The organism is Halanaerobium hydrogeniformans (genome assembly GCF_000166415.1).
Lineage (GTDB): Bacteria > Bacillota > Halanaerobiia > Halanaerobiales > Halanaerobiaceae > Halanaerobium > Halanaerobium hydrogeniformans.
The window spans coordinates 433,051-450,038 of the sequence record NC_014654.1 but is presented as its reverse complement, the minus strand read 5'-3'; the positions used below and the strand labels follow the sequence as shown (position 1 = coordinate 450,038).

Here is a 16,988-nt window from a genome sequence, read left to right as displayed (position 1 = left end):
AAAGGCATAATTCTCAAGCTAGAGTATATTATAACACAGCACTATTAGCTATGCAAGCAAAATCAATTGCTAAATACCTTATCCAATGTTTTAAGCAACTCTTCATTATCCTGAGTATTTTTAAGCTGTTTTAAAAAGGTATGGCTCAGCTCATAGTCCGTTAAGTCAGCAGTTTGCTGGCGAAGCTTCCAGATTATTTCCAGCTCTTTTTTTCCTAACAGCATTTCTTCTTTTCGCGTTCCAGAACGGTTGATATCGATCGCAGGGAAAAGCCTTTTTTCAGCCAGTCTTCTGCTCAGATGAAGTTCCATATTACCTGTACCTTTAAATTCTTCGTAGATAACATCATCCATCCTGCTCCCTGTATCTACCAGTGAAGTTGCAATAATTGTTAAACTACCACCTTCTTCGATATTTCGAGCAGCCCCAAAAAATCGTTTGGGGAAATGCATAGCTGTTGGATCAAGACCTCCTGAAAGAGTTCTCCCACTGGGAGGTATTGTCACATTTGATGCTCTGGCCAGTCTGGTAATACTGTCCAGCAAAATAACAACATCATTTTTATGTTCAACCAGTCTTTTTGCCTTTTCTAAAACCAGTTTGGCAACCTGTATATGTTCTTCAGGTGGTTCATCAAAGGTAGAACTGATAACCTCAGCATCAACAGAACGTCTCATATCTGTTACTTCTTCCGGTCTTTCATCAATTAAAAGGATCATCATCTTACTTTCCGGATAATTATGACGGATACTATTTGCTATCTTTTTTAAAAGCACCGTTTTACCAGCTTTAGGAGGAGAAACAAGCAGCCCCCGCTGCCCCTTACCGATTGGAGCGATCAGATCAATAAAACGGGTCGAAATTTCGTTTTTATGATACTCTAATTTAAATCTTTCTTCAGGGTAAAGAGGAGTTAGATCCTCAAAGTAGGCTCTTTCTCTTGCCTTTTCTGGATCCTGATAGTTAACCGCTTCAATTCTCAGCAGGGCAAAATATTTTTCGCTATCTTTGGGCTCTCTAACCTGGCCGGAGACAACATCACCTGTTCTTAAATCAAAACGCCTGATCTGGGATGAAGATATGTAAATATCATCACTGGAAGGAATATATTTAGAAGGCCTTAAAAAACCATAACCTTCGGTGTTGATGATCTCTAAAACTCCCTCCGCAAAAATATGGCCTCCCTGCTCGGTCCCTTTTTCTAAAATCGCAAAGATGAGATCTTTTTTTCTCATCTGAGAATAACCGGAAACCCCCATCTCCTTTGCTATTTCATGTAATTCTGTAATTGTTTTTCTCTCTAGTTCACTGATGTTAAGCACATCAAGTCCACCTTTCTAATATCTTTAATTATCTTCAAGCTTTATCCTGCCTTACCGTTAAGTTATTCATTTAAAATAATTTGTAATTAAAACGGAGTAGTATTTAAAGCAGTTTTAATTATGTTTAAGCTTTGCCCTGCCCTACCGTTAAGTTATTCATTTAAAATAATTTGTAATTAAAACGGAACAGTATTTAAAGCCGTTTAATTATGTTTAAGCTTGTCCGCATTCACCCAAGAAACACTGACACATTTGGACAAGCAATAATTAAATGGCTTTATAATGCGTTGTGTAGTTTTTGCAAATTATTTTAAATAATAAAGTTAATACGTCACGAAGCTTTTAACAAATTATTTTAAATAATAACGTTTAATCCAAGTCTAAACAAAATATAAACACCAAAAATATAAACCACAGCAGCTAAAATAGCATCCCAGCCCATAAACAAAAAGGAACGACGGGATCGATAAAAAAGTCCGATTAAGATAATGGTTGACATAATTATTCCTACTACCGCTGTTACAATATGAATAATTTTGGCATCTACCAGCAAAACTCCCTGCTGATAAAAAAGGTCGGCAAAAAATATAACGGCCATATTTACAATATTGCTTCCAAATACATTACCAACAGCAAGGTTGTAGGCATTTATTTTAACAGCTGCAATAATTGCCACCAGTTCTGGTAAAGAAGTCGCAGCAGCAACAAGGATTGATCCGATAAAACTCTGGTCAATGCCTGTCAAAAGGGCAATCTCCTCGGCAGTGGTTGTCAAACTAATTCCGCTAAAAAGTATGACTATAGCTGCTACAGCAAAACCGATTAGAGCATTTTTATAGCTATATTTATGTACTTTATCTTTTTTAGATTTATGTTGTTTATCAAGGGGATTTTTTTTGTCATATTTGAAGATTAAAATCATCCCACCTAAATAACTTAAAAGTAAAACTATACTATCGATACCGATTCCGAAAATACTGAGATGAATATTCATGAAGTGGGAAACAATTAAGCTGAAAACCACCAGGGCTGAGAGCAAAACACCCAGCAGGCCGGTAATAATATGACTGTAGTTAACCCGAAGTAATAGAGGACCATGTCCCTGCAGAAGATCAGCTAAAGAGAGCATAGCGAGGTTAAAGGTGTTACTACCAAAAGCATTACCAACGGCTATATCGGGAGCACCAACAACAGCAGAAGTAATACTGGTAACAAGCTCAGGTAGTGAGGTTGCTAAAGAGATCAAAACAACACCGATAAAGACCTGACCTAAACCACTTTTATCCGCGATGATTTCACCAAAAAGAGAAATATAGCTGCCTGCCACTATAATAAAAAAGGCCATAACTATAAATGTAAACCAGATCTGTGCCAATTTAAACTCCTTTCTGAAAAAGAAAAAAGGAGAAATCACCAAAAGGTAACTTCCCCTCGATATATTTCTCAGATTAACCTAAATTACCATGCTTTATCATTACTGCCCAACATTTTTATTTTTTCTTTTACTTTTTCGGTAATCGCATCTCTACCTGGGCCACAGTATTTGCGAGGGTCATAAAGCTCTGGTTTTTCCGCAAAAACTTCTTTTATCTTTGCTGTAAATGACTGCTGGAAATCGGTGTTTACATTGACTTTATTTACACCATAGCCAACAGCAGTATTTAAATCTTCGGCTGAAATACCAGAAGCTCCATGTAAAACTACCGGCATATCAATCAACTTTTTAATGGTTTTAAGTCTTTCAAAATCAAGTTCAGGCTCTCCTGCATAAACTCCATGTGCAGTACCGATCGCGATTGCAAGAGCATCTACACCTGTTCTTTCTACAAATTCTAGTGCCTGATCTGGATCTGTATACATCGCATCTTTTTCATCAACGGTGTGGTCATCTTCTGTACCACCGATAGTACCCAGTTCTGCTTCAACACTTACACCCACAGAATGAGCAGCTTCTACTACCTTTTTAGTCAGAGCTATGTTTTCTTCAAATTCTTTTTTAGAAGCATCGATCATAACTGAAGAAAAACCGGCTCTAATACAGTTCATTATACTTTCAAAACTACTTCCATGGTCAAGGTGAAGTGCTACGGGGATTGAAGTTTTATCAGTTGCTGCTTCAACCATCTTGATCACATAATCCATTCCTATGTAGCGAATAGCGCCTTCGCTTGCCTGGAGAATTAATGGCGAATTAAGTTCTTCAGCACCCCTTATAATGCCCTGGAGAAACTCCATGTTATTAATGTTAAAGCCACCCACACCATAAGTTCTTTTGTGTGCATCCTGAAGAATATCAGCCATTGGAACTAAATTCATAATTAATAAACCTCCTGTTTTTTTGTTTAATATTCAGGGCAAAAATATTATTTACCCTGAACATGATGCAGTCTCACCACATTTAACTGCCTTAAAGTATGTAAGTCAGAATTTCTGGCAGCTGGAATGTTCAGATGAGTACCACATTTGTTACATACAATCTGAATTTTATCAGAAAACAATTTGATATTCAAATCCTGACTACCACATTCACAACTTAGTGAGCCTGCAGCAGCAATATCATCAAGTATATCTAAAGCCTGCAGCATAATTTCTGGGGATTTGAAATCATCAAATCCAAGTTCTGCAGCGATTAAATCTAAATCTCTTTTCTCGGCCTTGATTTCATGGTTAACCTTTTCTGTAGGCCCAAAAAAGCCCGGATTAAGACCTGTCTCCTTACAGGAAAGAGAAATGATCGAATCTGAATGCCAGAAAGATTCTGAAGAAACCAGCATCTGATGGCTGGTATCACAGTGCAGGCAGAAATAATCTATTTCGATTCGTGAATTCTCTTTTCTTTTTACAGTTAATTTAAGAGCACCACAACTGCAATGAAGTTTTTTTATCTCTGCAAGTGGTAAAGCAAAGATATTTAATTCATCTCTTTCCAGACGGCCACAAGCAGGGCAGTTGAGAGCAATTGTAGTAGAATAATCTATAATCATATCAGAGCCCGACCGTTCTGTATAAGGTCAGGTCTTCACCTCCTTAATCTAACTATTCTTCATTTGAATTCAAAATCCTTTTTTAAAATTCAAAATTAGATTAAGGAAGTAATAATTCTAGTTATCTTCTTTAACTATTCTTTTGATCTCTCTGATTCTTTTGCTGTGTTCTTCATTTTTAAAGCACTCGGCAAATGCATTGCTTTCATATTCACTACCAGCCTTGATGCCCTCATTATAGCCTTTATTAACAGCTCTTTTGATCATTGTTACAGCCTGGGCAGAACGATCTGTGATCTGTAAAGCAAGTTCCCGGGCTGAGGTATATAAAGAACGAGGAGTAACAACCTTATTGATCATACCAAGCTCATAAGCCAAATTGGCATCGATAATATCACCTGTATAAAGAAGTTCTTTTGCCTCACCAACCCCGATCAAACGTGGTAAGCGCTGGGTGCCGCCAAAGGCAGGTATAATACCCAGTTTAACTTCAGGTTGACCGAAGCGAGCTCTGGTAGAGGCGATCCTTATATCACAGGCCAGAGCAATTTCCATACCCCCACCTAAAGCATATCCATCCACAGCAGCAATAACAACCGGACAGCTTTCTTCGATCAAATTACAGATCTGATGACCTTTTTGAGAAAGCTCTTTGGCCTCCTGACTATTTAATTTTTCTAAATAGTCTATATCACCACCTACAGAAAATGCTTTTTTACCTTTTGCTGTAAGGATTACAGCTCCAAGCTCATCTCGACTAAAAACCTCTTTTAAAGTTTGAAGAAGTTCATCTAAAAATTCTTCATTATAGGCATTTAAAACCTCAGCTCTATCAAAAGTAACTGTTGCAATTGAAGCTTCATACTTTGATGTGATATATTGTCCTGACATGATTTACCCCCTAATTTTTGTTCTCAAGAGCAGCTGCAATAAAACTAACAAATAGTGGATGTGGTCTGTTAGGACGTGATTTAAATTCTGGATGGAACTGTACACCAACAAACCAGGGATGAGAAGGAATCTCTATTATTTCAACCAGTCTTTCATCTGGTGATAAACCACTCAAAATCATTCCTGCCTCTGTTAACTGACTGCGATATTGGTTGTTGAACTCATAACGGTGACGATGACGTTCATATATTACTTCTTCACTGTATGCCTTTCTGCTGATACTCTCTTCTTCAAGTTTACAGGGATAAAGACCCAGCCTCATTGTTCCTCCCATATCTTCAACATCATGCTGATCTGGCATCAATGCAATCACAGGATCAGCTGTTTTTGGATCAAATTCAGAACTGTTAGCCCCTTCAAGCCCTAAAACATTGCGTGAATACTCTATAACCGCACACTGCATTCCCAGGCAGATTCCAAAATAGGGAATCTCATTTTCTCTGGCATATTTAACAGCTTTTAGCTTACCCTCTATTCCCCGGTCACCGAAACCACCAGGTACTAAAATACCATCTAAATTATCAAGAATATTTTTGAGGTTTGTTTCATCTTCAAGTTCTTCTGCATAAACATATTCGATCTCAACCTCAGAATTGTTTGCAACCCCGGCATGGGTAAAGGATTCGGCTATACTTATGTAAGCATCGGGCAGTTCTACATACTTACCAACGATACCTATTCTGATGGTATGATCAAGATTTTTGATTTTATCGACCAGATTTTTCCACTCTTCAAGATCAACCTCTTCGATCCTGCCTTCTAATTTTAATTTGCTAACTGCGTTATCGGCAAGACCCTCTTTTTCTAGCATCAGAGGAACTTCATAAATATGTTCTGCATCAACAAGCTGAATAACATCTTCTTTTTCCACATTACCAAAGAGGGATATCTTATCCTTTACCTCCTGGGATAATTTTCGATCAGAACGACAGACAACGATATCAGGCTGAATACCAATACTGCGCATCTCTTTGATACTGTGCTGGGTTGGTTTGGTTTTAAGTTCACCGGCTGTTTTTAAATAGGGAACTAAAGTACAATGGATATAGAGGATATTATCTTTACCCAGATCATTTTTTAACTGTCTGATCGCCTCTAAAAAGGGAAGACTCTCGATATCACCAACCGTACCTCCGATTTCTGTTAGTACTACATCGGCATTTGTTTCCCGGCCGACCCTGGTTATCCTTTCCTTTATTTCATCGGTAATATGGGGAATAACCTGTACTGTTGCCCCCAGATACTCTCCCCGACGTTCCTTGCGAATCACCGAACCGTAGATCTTACCGGTAGTCACATTATTACTCTGACTTAAATTAGTGTCAATAAAACGCTCATAATGTCCTAAATCCAAATCGGTTTCGGCTCCATCATCTGTTACAAAAACTTCTCCATGCTGATAAGGACTCATCGTTCCTGGGTCATAATTAATATAGGGATCAAATTTTTGAATACTTATATTTAAACCTCTGCTTTTAAGCAAACGGCCCAGTGAGGCAGCTGTAATACCTTTGCCAAGGGCAGAAACAACTCCTCCTGTTATGAAAATATATTTGGTCATTTTTACTATCTCCTCCAATTAAATTGATTACATTTCTGCGGGGGCACTAATCCCGAGCAATGTTAAAACATTTTTAAGCACCTGACGGGCTGCATCGACAAGATATAATCTGGCCCCTGAAAGTTCATTGTTATCTGTATTAACCCGACAGTTATTATAAAAAGCATGAAATGCTGTAGCCAGATCATAGGCATAAGCGGTTAAGTGATGGGGCTGTCTTGACTCTGCACTTAATTTTATTTCTTCTGGGAAACTGGCCAGCATTTTCATCAAATCTACTTCGGCAGGATCACTCAGCAGCTTAAGATTTTCGGAATCGGGCTCTATTTCCGCATTATCTATGATACTGTGAATCCTGGCATGGGCATACTGAACATAATATACCGGGTTATTACTTGACTCTTCTTTGGCAAGCTCCAGATCAAAATCTAAGTGACTGTCCGTGCTCCTCATTATATAATAATAGCGGGCAGCATCTGTACCTACTTCTTCATTAACCTCATTCATGGTTACAAAACTGCCTGCTCTTTTTGACATCTGCATTTTTTCTCCGTTTCTGAGCAGGTTTACCATCTGAACTACTATTATTTCTAAAGTATCTCTCCCATAACCAAAGGCTTCAATAACCGCCTTCATCCTCGGTATGTATCCGTGATGATCTGCACCCCAGACATTGATCAACTTATCAAAACCTCTTTCTAATTTATCCAGGTGATAAGCTATATCTGCAGCTAAATAGGTTGGTGAACCATCTGATTTGATCACAACCCTATCTTTATCATCCCCAAATTCACTTGATTTAAACCAGAGAGCTGCTTCTTCTTCATAAATATAGCCCTTATCTCTTAAAACATCAACAGCTTCATTTATCTTGGCTGGATGCAGGGTTCTTTCGCTAAACCAATTATCAAATTCTATCCCAAATTTATTTAAATCTTCCTTTATTTTTTGCAGCATATCCTGATAGGCAAATTCTCTACAGATATCCAGCTGTTTTTGCTCTTCCTCTTCTAGAATATCTCTACCGTATTCCTGATAAAGGTCTTCAGCAATCTCTATTACATAATCACCTGCATAAACATCTTCCGGCAGCTTGATTTCTTTACCACAGATTTCCCGGTAACGAAGCAGGGTTGACTCAGCTAAAATATCCATCTGATTACCGGCATCATTGATGTAGTATTCTCTTTCTACATCATAACCGGCAGCTTCCATTATCGAAGCACATACATCTCCAACAACCGCACCTCTGCTGTGGCCGACATGAAGAGGTCCGGTTGGGTTGGCAGATACAAATTCTATTTGAACCCTTTTACCCTGACCTGTATCGATCTTACCATAATCATCTTTTAGTTTATTGATCAATTTCAGGTTTTCATAAAGCCAGTTCTTTTTTAACTTAAAGTTGATAAATCCTGGGCCAGCAATAGAAATCTCTTCTACCCCTTCTCCCTCAAAGTTATCCACGATTATTTCAGCAATTTTACGGGGGTTCATCCCGGCCTGAGAAGCTGCTGCCATCGCGAGGTTAGTAGCATAATCTCCGTGTTCTTTTTCCCGGGGCTGTTCCACAGAAATCTCCGGTACTCCTTCTAATTCGAGTTCACCTTCATAAATCGCTTTTTTTAGACTTTCGGCCAGAGCACTAATCAATTTAGCCTCTACTAAAGCCTGTAAATTTTTATACAAAACACTTAACCTCCTATATTTATTCTTCAATATTTTAATTGCCACTGCAATACTTTAAATTTTTACTTATTCTATAATATAGTATAACTCAGCTTCAATTTGTGCTGAGAACTTAATTCACCACCCAAAAAAAGCTGATACTCAATCTTTATTATACCATTACTATCCTCAATATCAATTTTTAAGTGACTGGTTTTAACAGCTAACTCAAGTTTGCCATAAGCTGTTTTAAAATATCCCTTGATTTTTTGGGCCTTTTTAAAAGTCTGTTTCATCTCTGCAGGTTCTTCCCTCAAGAGCAAAACTCTTTCTGTTTTAGGATCAATCTTCAAGATCGTTCTGGCTCCATCTAAACCTTCAGAATGATCATTATAGCTAAGATAATATTTTTCCTTCTTTATATAAAGCTCACCTTTAAATTCACTCTTGATATTTGTGGCAGCTTGTTCACCAACATAGTCCTGCCTGTTTTCTAATTTTATCAAAACTTTTTTATTCATAACTGTTGATCACTCCATAATAGAATGTGCTTCAGGCAAAAAGATTTAACTTGAAAAAACCACAGCCATAATTAACTGCGGTTTCAAAAATGCTATATTTTAATACTCTTTCCAAATTCTACTGCAGATTGATGGTCTTTTATAGCTTTAAAATTCTTGACTATACACCCCTGTTCCTCAAGGGCAGCCATAACCTCTTTAAGTGCTTTTCTGCTTGCAAAAAACCTGGGCTTAACATAAGCATAGGCATTCTGGCCGGTAGTTCTTTTGACATCCTTAAGAAATTTTCTTAAAGAATTATCGATCTTTCCTTTAAATATCCCCAGGGTTGGACTACCAGCAATTACGAGGTCATAAGGATAAAAGGAGACTCCTCCAGCTCCATCAGCTGTGTTTTTTAGTTCTACCCGAAAACCCTGTTTTTCTGCACCTTCTTTTATACCTTCTGCAATTTCTTTTAAATCATCATCAGGTGTATGAATAATTAATATCCTCTGCAACTTAAGCCCTCCTTTTTTCAATCTTAATTCTATCATAAAAAAATATCTTTTTACAGGGCAATTTAAGAATTATTTATCAAATTATTATTAAACAAAAAAAGACCCCACTCATTTAATTAAAAATCTATGCAGAGAGGAGGGCCTTTTTTAAAAAATATTAAATTATTTTAAACCCAATTTGTTGACAAGCTTATCTTTAGGCATATAGCCAACCAGTTTATCTTTAACTTCTCCATTTTCAAAAACCAGCATGGTTGGAATACTCATGATTCCATATTGAGAAGCTACTGCTTGATTTTCATCAACATTTAATTTGGCAACTTTAATAGTATCGTCATATTCCTGGGCGATCTCTTCTACCACAGGTGCTACCATCTTACAGGGACCACACCATTCTGCCCAAAAATCAACAACTACAGGTTTGTCTGCACCTATTACTTCATCTTTAAATGTCACATCTGTTACTTCTATTGCTTTAGTCATTTGAATTTCCCCCTTATCTATAATTATTCAGCAGCTACTGCTGCATCTTCGGCTAAACTTTGAAGCTTTTTGAGAATTGTTTTTGCAGGAACAGCCCCTACCTGTTCTGCTGCACCATCGTTGATCACGGTTTTTGGTACTCCAGACACACCATAACTGGCTGATAATTCTTCAAATTCCACTGCCTCTATCATTGCTGCCTTGATCTTTGGATTAAGCATTGCCATTTGATGGGCAACCCTTACCGCTCTAGGACAATAGGGACAGGTTGGTGTAACAAAAACCTGAAGTGAAACATCGAAATTTATCGCCTGCACCGCTTCTTTTATCTTTTTAGAAAAATCAATCCTGCTTTTATCTGAAGCATCAAGTATATCTTCTATTAAAGAGGTAAATTCATAACCAGAAGGGATACCATAAAAATGAACTCCCAGGTCTTTATCATTTTCATCTAAAAATATGATTGCAGGTGCTTTATCAACCTTAAATTCGGCAGCTTTTTTACTGTCTAAAAAATGTTTTTCAAAATTTACTCTTTCATCAAGAGCTGTTACTTCCGATAAAATTTCTTCTGTATCTTCACAGTATTCACAATCATTTTCTTTTGCAAAGAAAAGAAGATTTACATCATCCTTTAAGTTTGCGGAAAAAAGATCTTTTATTTTTCCTTTTTCTTCTTGATCGATCTTTGCCATCCAAAATCACTCCTTAATTTAAGCTAAAATATTATAAGATTTGGTGCATCGAATTCGCACTATATTCATTATACTAGATATACTGATAAATAAAGTAAAGTAATTAACATTAGCTCAAAATTAATTTTCTAAAAATACATTATAGGCAAGATAACTATTATAGACATCAACCTTGCTAACAACCTCATAGGGAGAGTGCATCGAAAGCACAGGTGGTCCGGAATCAACTACATCCATATTGTAATTTGCCAGAAATTTGGCGATGGTTCCTCCACCACCTTCATCTATTCTGCCCAGCTCTGCAGTCTGCCAGATTACACCTTTATTGTTGAAGAGCCCTCTGATCTCGGCCATAAATTCTGCACTGGCTTCTGAAGCTCCAGCCTTACCACGGGCTCCTGTGTATTTAGAAATTACTATTCCCTTACCCAGATAGGCTGAATTATATTTTGCATATAGCTCAGCAAAATCGGGATCATAAGCTGCATTTACATCAGCAGAAATAACCTTGGAATTCTGCATCACCCTGCGGAGTAGAAGTTCGCTGTAAGAATCATAATAAAGGTCAACTAAATTTGCAAGCTGATCTTCAAAAAAGTGAGATTGCATACCTGTGCTACCCATACTGCCAACTTCTTCTCTGTCCATTAACAGTATCATAGAAGTGTATTTGGGCTGGCCTAAATCTAAAATCGCTTCTAAAGCGGTAAAACTACAAACCCTGTCATCATGACCATAACCTGCTAAAAGCCCCCTATCAAAACCGGCATCACGGGTTTTAAAAGCTGGTACAGCCTGCAGATCAGCACTCATAAAGTCCTCTTCTTTTATTCCATATTCTTTATTAAGGTGCTCTAAAATTGCAGTTTTTATTTTTTCTTTTGCATCTTCATCAGCAACAGGGATACTTCCTACAACCAGGTTAAGCTTTTCACCGGTTATTCCCTCTTTCATTGACTTTTTCATCTGGCTTTTACCTAGATGGGGTAAAAGATCACTGATAAAAAATATCGGATCAGATTCCTTTTCACCAATATTTATCTCTACTTCTGTACCATCATCTTTAACAACTATACCATGTAAGGCCAGGGGCATTGTTACCCACTGATATTTTTTAACCCCTCCATAATAATGGGTTTTAAAAAGACCCAGCTCCCCAGCTTCATAAAGTGGATTTGGTTTAAGATCCAGTCGTGGAGAATCGATGTGGCTGCCCACGATCTTTAAACCATCTGTTAGTTCTTTTTCTCCAATTACGGCAGCCATTAAAGCCCGGGAGCGGTTGAGAACATAAATTTTATCACCTTTTTTAAGCTCCTCATACTGCTTTATATTTTTAAATCCGGCTGCCTCTAATTTCTTAACTGCTGCTTTAACGAATTCTCTTTCCGTTTTATTGGCAGTTAAAAAATCTGCATACTCTTTATTAAAGGAAAAAACCTCTTCCCTTTCGTCTTCTCCCATTTCCAGCCAGGCATTTTTGGCCTCATAGCTGAATTTATCTTTTTGCTTTTTTTCTTCTGACATTAAACTACCTCCTTTTAAAATCATCCTGTCTTAAACAGTATAGCAGGCTTAGTTTAAAATTAGAAGTAAACTATTAACAAAATCAAATATTATTCTCTTTCATTTTTGGCAAGTAGAAAGACGAATTCTGAACCTTCTGCTGTGTTTTTGTGATAGATCTCACCATCATGAAGCTCTATTATATCTTTAGAGATTGCCAGACCTAAACCACTGCCTGACTTTTTATTATTATAATTTTTCTTATTGATCTTATAAAACCTCTCCCAGATGTTTTTTGATTCTGCATCTGGAATCCCGGGACCCTGATCCTCGATTGCAAACTTAACCTGAGAACCTAGATCTTTAAGCTTCAACTTGATTTCTCCCTCAGCAGGAGAATATTTAACTGCATTATCAAGGAGGTTGATTATCACCCTTTTGATTTTGTCACTGTCCAGTTTTAATTTTATATCTTTTTCTATTTGATATTCGAAGTTTTGCTTGATATTATTTACCTCTCGATAATTTTCACTTAAATTGTAAACAAAATCAGAAAACTCTACTTCGGTTTTGTTAAGTGAATCAGATTTAAGCTCAGAAAGGCTTAAAATATTATTGACCATTTTTTCTAAACGGTTTGCTTCTTTTATTATCATATTTAAATATTTATTTTTAGCTTTTTCGCTGCTAACCGCACCATCAAAAACAACCTCAGCTGCCCCCCTGATAGAAGAAAGCGGTGTTTTTAATTCATGAGATACATTTGCCACAAAATCGTTCTGAAGTTTTTCGAAACGCCATCTCTCACTAATATCCTGGAATATTAAAACTACCCCCCAGAACTCATCTCCCCGAAAAATAGCCGTACTGTGGATGAGAAGATATTTTTCTTCCGGCTGCTGCAGCTTTAATTCCATTATTTTGCTTTCTTGCTCAACTATAGTACTTTCTATAAAATCTATTATTTCCTGATTATAAAGGATATTTTCTAAATTATCTTCATTTATATTAACACTTTCGGTTCTGTATTGAACGAGTAGTTCATTGCTTCCCTCCACCTTAATTGAAAAAAGTTTTTTAAAGGCATCATTAATGAGGATGATTTCTCTTTCTTTATTTAAAGCCAGCACACCTTCATCCATACCTGATAAGATATGATTAAGCTTATTTTTTTCCTCCCGCAGATTATTGAGGTTCTTTTTTAACTTGCGTGACATATTATTGATACTGACAGCCAGATTTTTAAGTTCGGCCGTGTTCTGTTCGACCGGGAGTTCTGTAAAGTTACCCCTGCTTATCTCCTCGGCAGCTGTGGTGATATTTTTTAGGGGTTTAGCTATACTTTTAGACCATAAATAAGCTATTAATAGGGCCAGAAAAGCTGAAAAAACTGCCAGATAAAACATAATCTGTTTTACCTGATTGATAGTTGAGGTGATCCCATCAACAGAACTGAAAAACAGCAGTCCATACTGTTCATCTCCAGCTTCCATGGAGATCGCATTTAAAACCATCGGATTGTCAAATCCCTCTGGCTCAACCCGGCTGGAAAGCATCTTATTATCAAAAATATTGGCAAAACCATCAAAATTAACCTGTTCATCCTCCCGGGAAGGATAAGAATAGAGTATGTTGCCTGCCCGATCTGACAGCCAGATCTGGCCTCTGTTCATCCTGGCGGTCAGGCTCAAAATCTGGTTGATCTCTGCCTCGTTTTCTGTGAGTAGAGGTTCTTCGAGATCTTCTTTTATCTCATTTAAATTAGATAACACCTCATTTTCTTTGCTGCTGAAAAAGAAATCCTCCAGATAATAGATCATTATAAAGCCGAAAACAGCTATTAAAATCAATCCTAAAACTATAAATCTAAATAACAATTTAGAAAAAAGACTATTGCTCTTCCAGTTTCTGATCATCAAATTTATATCCCACCCCCCAGACAGTTTCAACTGCCTCTGCTGCTTTATCACCCAGTTTTTTGCGCAGAGATTTGATATGGGTATCTACCGTGCGAACATCACCATAATAATCATAACCCCAGACAGCTTTAAGCAGCCTTTCTCTTCTAAAAACTTTTTTGGGGTTTTCAGCCAGGTGCCAGAGTAGTGAAAACTCTTTAGGAGTCAGTTCTATCTTTTCTCCCTGAAAACTCACTAGATGCTGTTCACGGTTAATTATCAGTTCCCCATATTTAATGATCTTTGCATTTTCTGCTGCTTTATTATATCTTCTCAAAACAGCTTTTATTCTGGCAACAACCTCTCTGGGGCTAAAGGGTTTGGTTATATAATCATCTGCACCCAGCTCTAAGCCGGTTATTTTGTCAACCGATTTATCTTTGGCACTTAAAAATATGATCGGCAGATCATATTCCGGTCTTATCTTCTGACAAAACTCCCAGCCATCTTCATCAGGAAGCATTATATCGAGGATCAAAATATCTACTTTTTCTTCCTGCAGTATTTTCAATCCCTTTTCGGTATCTTCTGCTAAAAAGGCATCAAAACCCTCAAAATTTAAGTAGTCATCCAGTATTTCTCTTATATGTGGATCATCATCTATGATTAAAACCTTTTTTTTATTCATCTGCAGCCACCTCTCTCCAGGGATATAATTTAATTACTAAGTAATATTTTATCACCTTAGCCGAAAAAAAGAAAACACCCTGCCTAAAATCAGCAGGGTGCTCTCAGTTCATATACAAATTTATAGGGAGTAGTTAAATCATTATCTCTATTTCTGCGTCGTCTCTTAATCCTTCTATATAATCATTGATAACATCATTTTGTCTCTGTTGCATCATCATTTGTTCTAACTGAGGTTTAATCTGCTCAAAAGGAATAGTCTCTCCACCCTGGGTAAATTGTTCTTCATTAGCTTCATATTCTTCAAGTAATTCTTCTTCAGAAATTTCGAAATCTCCCAGAACTTCCTGTTCGATCAGTTTATTTACTTTTAAACTAGGATTATCTGCAAAAGCCTGCTTGTATTCTTCTTCAGATTCGAAACCCTGATTTTCAAGTACAGCTAAGAAATCTTCTTCACTTAAATCATTCTGCTGTTTGATCGATTCTTTTTGAGCTTGATAAATTTCGTCAACTTCTTCGTCAGTTAACTCTATACCAAGTTCCTCAGCCTGTTGTGAAAGAAGTACATTATCGATTAAAGCATCGAGCTTAAGTTTTTGAAATTCGTCTAGAACCTCATTACCACTTTCCGAGTCAACAAGAACCTGTGCTAACTGCTGATCTATCTGCGCGATCTCCTGCAGCAGTTGATTTACATTAGCCTGTTGGGCTAACTCCTGATCTGTAATCTCTTCACCATTTACCTCAGCTACTATGTTGCCACCGATATCTTCTTCTATACTAGAGTCTACTGGTTCCTCAGGAGTCATATCCATTTCCTGAGCAAAAACAGATGTCGGTACGATCAGAACAGTTATAATTAAGAGTGATACTAATATTTTTTTCATGTTTATCCACTTCCTTTCTCATTTCTTAAATAAAAGTATAATCGATGAATGTGATGAAAATGTGAGAGAAAGTTTAAAAAACTATATATTTAAGCTTAGAAATTGCTTAGATATTCTAAATAGCTCTCATAATTGCGCCTGATTTCTTCCATACTGTCTCCTCCAAATTTGCTGCTGCAGCTTTCAGCCAGCACAGAAGCTGTTATTGCTTCTCCAACTATTGAGGCAGCTGGTACTGCACAGACATCAGAGCGCTCTTTGGCTGCTGTGCGTTTTTCTTTGGAGATCAAATCTGCTGTTTCTAAAGCCTTAGCAAGGGTTGGGATCGGTTTCATGGCCAGTCTGATCACAATCTCTTCACCATTTGACATTCCACCTTCAATTCCACCTGCCTGGTTAGTACAGCGGAAAAAACCCTTTTCTTGATCATAATATATTTGATCATGAACTTCTGAACCAGGCATTGAAGCACCTTTAAAACCGGCTCCGATTTCAACACCTTTAATAGCCTGGAGACCCATTAATTGGGCGGCCAGTTTACTTTCCAGCTTTAAATCCCAGTGAACATGACTACCTATCCCAACCGGAACTCCTGTCACAACTATTTCAAAAACCCCGCCCACAGAATCACCATTTTCTTTCCAACTGTCGATTAATTCTATCATCTCTGCTGTTTTTTGGCTGTCTCCACAGCGGAGGGGGGTTTTATCAAGTTCAGCAAAATATTCTGCCCTGGCTTTTTCGGAATCAAAACGCTCTGGAGTTTCAGCTTTGAGCTGGCCCCAGTTTTTGCTTTTAAGATCACCGATCTGGACTACATGGCTGTAGATATTGATATCGAGTTCATTTAAAAATTGTCTGGCCACTGCTCCTACAGCCGTTCTGGCTGCAGTTTCTCTGGCACTGGCCCTTTCTAAAATATTACGCAGATCCAGTTGGTTATATTTTAAAGCACCTGGTAGATCAGCATGTCCTGGTCTTGGATTTGTCAGAGCCTCAACAGCTTCTCCTTTTTCCCCATCAGGGGCCATAATTTCCAGCCAATTCTGCCAGTCCTTATTTTCCACCGTCATGCTGAGGGGAGAACCAAGGGTTTTTTTATGGCGCAAACCGGAATTTATGATCACCTTATCACTTTCAATTTTCATCCGGCCACCTCGACCATAACCCTGCTGTCTTCTATATAATTGTTCATTTATCTCATCTAGCTCTATTTTAAGCCCGGCAGGCAGACTCTTGATAATTGCTGTTAACCGGGGTCCATGTGATTCTCCTGCTGTTAAATATTCAAACATTTAATTATCCTCCTCAATACTAACTCA

Annotated in this window: 16 protein-coding genes; all 16 read right to left on the bottom strand. The window is 37.6% G+C overall.

The features are described 5' to 3' along the window. Positions 1–62 precede the first annotated feature (62 nt). Complete coding sequence (gene rho / locus HALSA_RS01975; protein ID WP_013404967.1) at positions 63–1,322, bottom strand: transcription termination factor Rho; 1,260 nt, start codon at positions 1,320–1,322, stop codon at positions 63–65. A gap of 355 nt (positions 1,323–1,677) precedes the next feature. Then, positions 1,678–2,697, bottom strand: a complete 1,020-nt coding sequence (locus tag HALSA_RS01970) for a sodium:calcium antiporter (RefSeq protein WP_013404966.1) — start codon at positions 2,695–2,697, stop codon at positions 1,678–1,680. 83 nt (positions 2,698–2,780) lie between these two features. Next, the gene (fba, locus tag HALSA_RS01965; RefSeq protein ID WP_013404965.1) at positions 2,781–3,638 is read right to left on the bottom strand and encodes a class II fructose-1,6-bisphosphate aldolase; all 858 of its coding nucleotides are present in this window, start codon (positions 3,636–3,638) and stop codon (positions 2,781–2,783) included. Between the two features lie 47 nt (positions 3,639–3,685). Then, complete coding sequence (locus HALSA_RS01960) at positions 3,686–4,306, bottom strand: hypothetical protein (protein ID WP_013404964.1); 621 nt, start codon at positions 4,304–4,306, stop codon at positions 3,686–3,688. 117 nt (positions 4,307–4,423) lie between these two features. Further along, positions 4,424–5,197, bottom strand: a complete 774-nt coding sequence (locus HALSA_RS01955) for an enoyl-CoA hydratase/isomerase family protein (protein WP_013404963.1) — start codon at positions 5,195–5,197, stop codon at positions 4,424–4,426. Between the two features lie 10 nt (positions 5,198–5,207). Further along, entirely contained in the window at positions 5,208–6,818 is a 1,611-nt protein-coding gene (locus HALSA_RS01950; RefSeq protein WP_013404962.1) for a CTP synthase, read from the bottom strand. Positions 6,819–6,845: 27 nt separating this feature from the next. Next, positions 6,846–8,507, bottom strand: coding sequence for an arginine--tRNA ligase (argS, locus tag HALSA_RS01945; protein WP_013404961.1), 1,662 nt, complete (start codon positions 8,505–8,507; stop codon positions 6,846–6,848). Between the two features lie 71 nt (positions 8,508–8,578). Then, positions 8,579–9,007, bottom strand: a complete 429-nt coding sequence (locus HALSA_RS01940) for a YwiB family protein (protein WP_013404960.1) — start codon at positions 9,005–9,007, stop codon at positions 8,579–8,581. A gap of 92 nt (positions 9,008–9,099) precedes the next feature. Further along, positions 9,100–9,507, bottom strand: coding sequence for an NADPH-dependent FMN reductase family protein (locus tag HALSA_RS01935; RefSeq protein ID WP_013404959.1), 408 nt, complete (start codon positions 9,505–9,507; stop codon positions 9,100–9,102). Between the two features lie 162 nt (positions 9,508–9,669). After that, on the bottom strand, positions 9,670–9,990 hold the full coding sequence (gene trxA / locus HALSA_RS01930; RefSeq protein ID WP_013404958.1) for a thioredoxin: 321 nt from the start codon (positions 9,988–9,990) through the stop codon (positions 9,670–9,672). A gap of 23 nt (positions 9,991–10,013) precedes the next feature. Then, the gene (gene pdo, locus HALSA_RS01925) at positions 10,014–10,685 is read right to left on the bottom strand and encodes a protein disulfide oxidoreductase (protein ID WP_013404957.1); all 672 of its coding nucleotides are present in this window, start codon (positions 10,683–10,685) and stop codon (positions 10,014–10,016) included. Between the two features lie 120 nt (positions 10,686–10,805). Beyond that, on the bottom strand, positions 10,806–12,212 hold the full coding sequence (locus HALSA_RS01920) for an aminopeptidase (RefSeq protein WP_013404956.1): 1,407 nt from the start codon (positions 12,210–12,212) through the stop codon (positions 10,806–10,808). An 89-nt stretch (positions 12,213–12,301) separates the two neighbouring features. Further along, the gene (locus tag HALSA_RS01915) at positions 12,302–14,107 is read right to left on the bottom strand and encodes a HAMP domain-containing sensor histidine kinase (protein ID WP_013404955.1); all 1,806 of its coding nucleotides are present in this window, start codon (positions 14,105–14,107) and stop codon (positions 12,302–12,304) included. Beyond that, a complete protein-coding gene (locus tag HALSA_RS01910; protein WP_013404954.1) occupies positions 14,082–14,777 on the bottom strand; it encodes a response regulator transcription factor in 696 nt (231 codons plus the stop codon). The genes HALSA_RS01915 and HALSA_RS01910 overlap by 26 nt, the downstream gene beginning before the upstream one ends. Before the next feature lie 133 nt (positions 14,778–14,910). Beyond that, positions 14,911–15,666 carry a SurA N-terminal domain-containing protein gene (locus tag HALSA_RS01905; RefSeq protein ID WP_013404953.1) on the bottom strand — a complete coding sequence of 252 codons (756 nt, stop codon included), beginning with the start codon at positions 15,664–15,666 and terminating at the stop codon, positions 14,911–14,913. Positions 15,667–15,761: 95 nt separating this feature from the next. Then, positions 15,762–16,961 carry a chorismate synthase gene (gene aroC / locus HALSA_RS01900; protein WP_013404952.1) on the bottom strand — a complete coding sequence of 400 codons (1,200 nt, stop codon included), beginning with the start codon at positions 16,959–16,961 and terminating at the stop codon, positions 15,762–15,764. Between the last annotated feature and the right edge of the window lie 27 nt (positions 16,962–16,988).

Excerpts from the sequence above, each read along its gene's own strand:
- fba (WP_013404965.1), bottom strand. The coding sequence starts at position 3,638 with ATGAATTTAGTTCCAATGGCTGATATTCTTCAGGATGCACACAAAAGA.
- HALSA_RS01960 (WP_013404964.1), bottom strand. The coding sequence starts at position 4,306 with ATGATTATAGATTATTCTACTACAATTGCTCTCAACTGCCCTGCTTGT.
- HALSA_RS01955 (WP_013404963.1), bottom strand. The coding sequence starts at position 5,197 with ATGTCAGGACAATATATCACATCAAAGTATGAAGCTTCAATTGCAACA.
- HALSA_RS01950 (WP_013404962.1), bottom strand. The coding sequence starts at position 6,818 with ATGACCAAATATATTTTCATAACAGGAGGAGTTGTTTCTGCCCTTGGC.
- HALSA_RS01940 (WP_013404960.1), bottom strand. The coding sequence starts at position 9,007 with ATGAATAAAAAAGTTTTGATAAAATTAGAAAACAGGCAGGACTATGTT.
- trxA (WP_013404958.1), bottom strand. The coding sequence starts at position 9,990 with ATGACTAAAGCAATAGAAGTAACAGATGTGACATTTAAAGATGAAGTA.
- pdo (WP_013404957.1), bottom strand. The coding sequence starts at position 10,685 with ATGGCAAAGATCGATCAAGAAGAAAAAGGAAAAATAAAAGATCTTTTT.
- HALSA_RS01920 (WP_013404956.1), bottom strand. The coding sequence starts at position 12,212 with ATGTCAGAAGAAAAAAAGCAAAAAGATAAATTCAGCTATGAGGCCAAA.
- HALSA_RS01915 (WP_013404955.1), bottom strand. The coding sequence starts at position 14,107 with ATGATCAGAAACTGGAAGAGCAATAGTCTTTTTTCTAAATTGTTATTT.
- HALSA_RS01910 (WP_013404954.1), bottom strand. The coding sequence starts at position 14,777 with ATGAATAAAAAAAAGGTTTTAATCATAGATGATGATCCACATATAAGA.
- HALSA_RS01905 (WP_013404953.1), bottom strand. The coding sequence starts at position 15,666 with ATGAAAAAAATATTAGTATCACTCTTAATTATAACTGTTCTGATCGTA.
- aroC (WP_013404952.1), bottom strand. The coding sequence starts at position 16,961 with ATGTTTGAATATTTAACAGCAGGAGAATCACATGGACCCCGGTTAACA.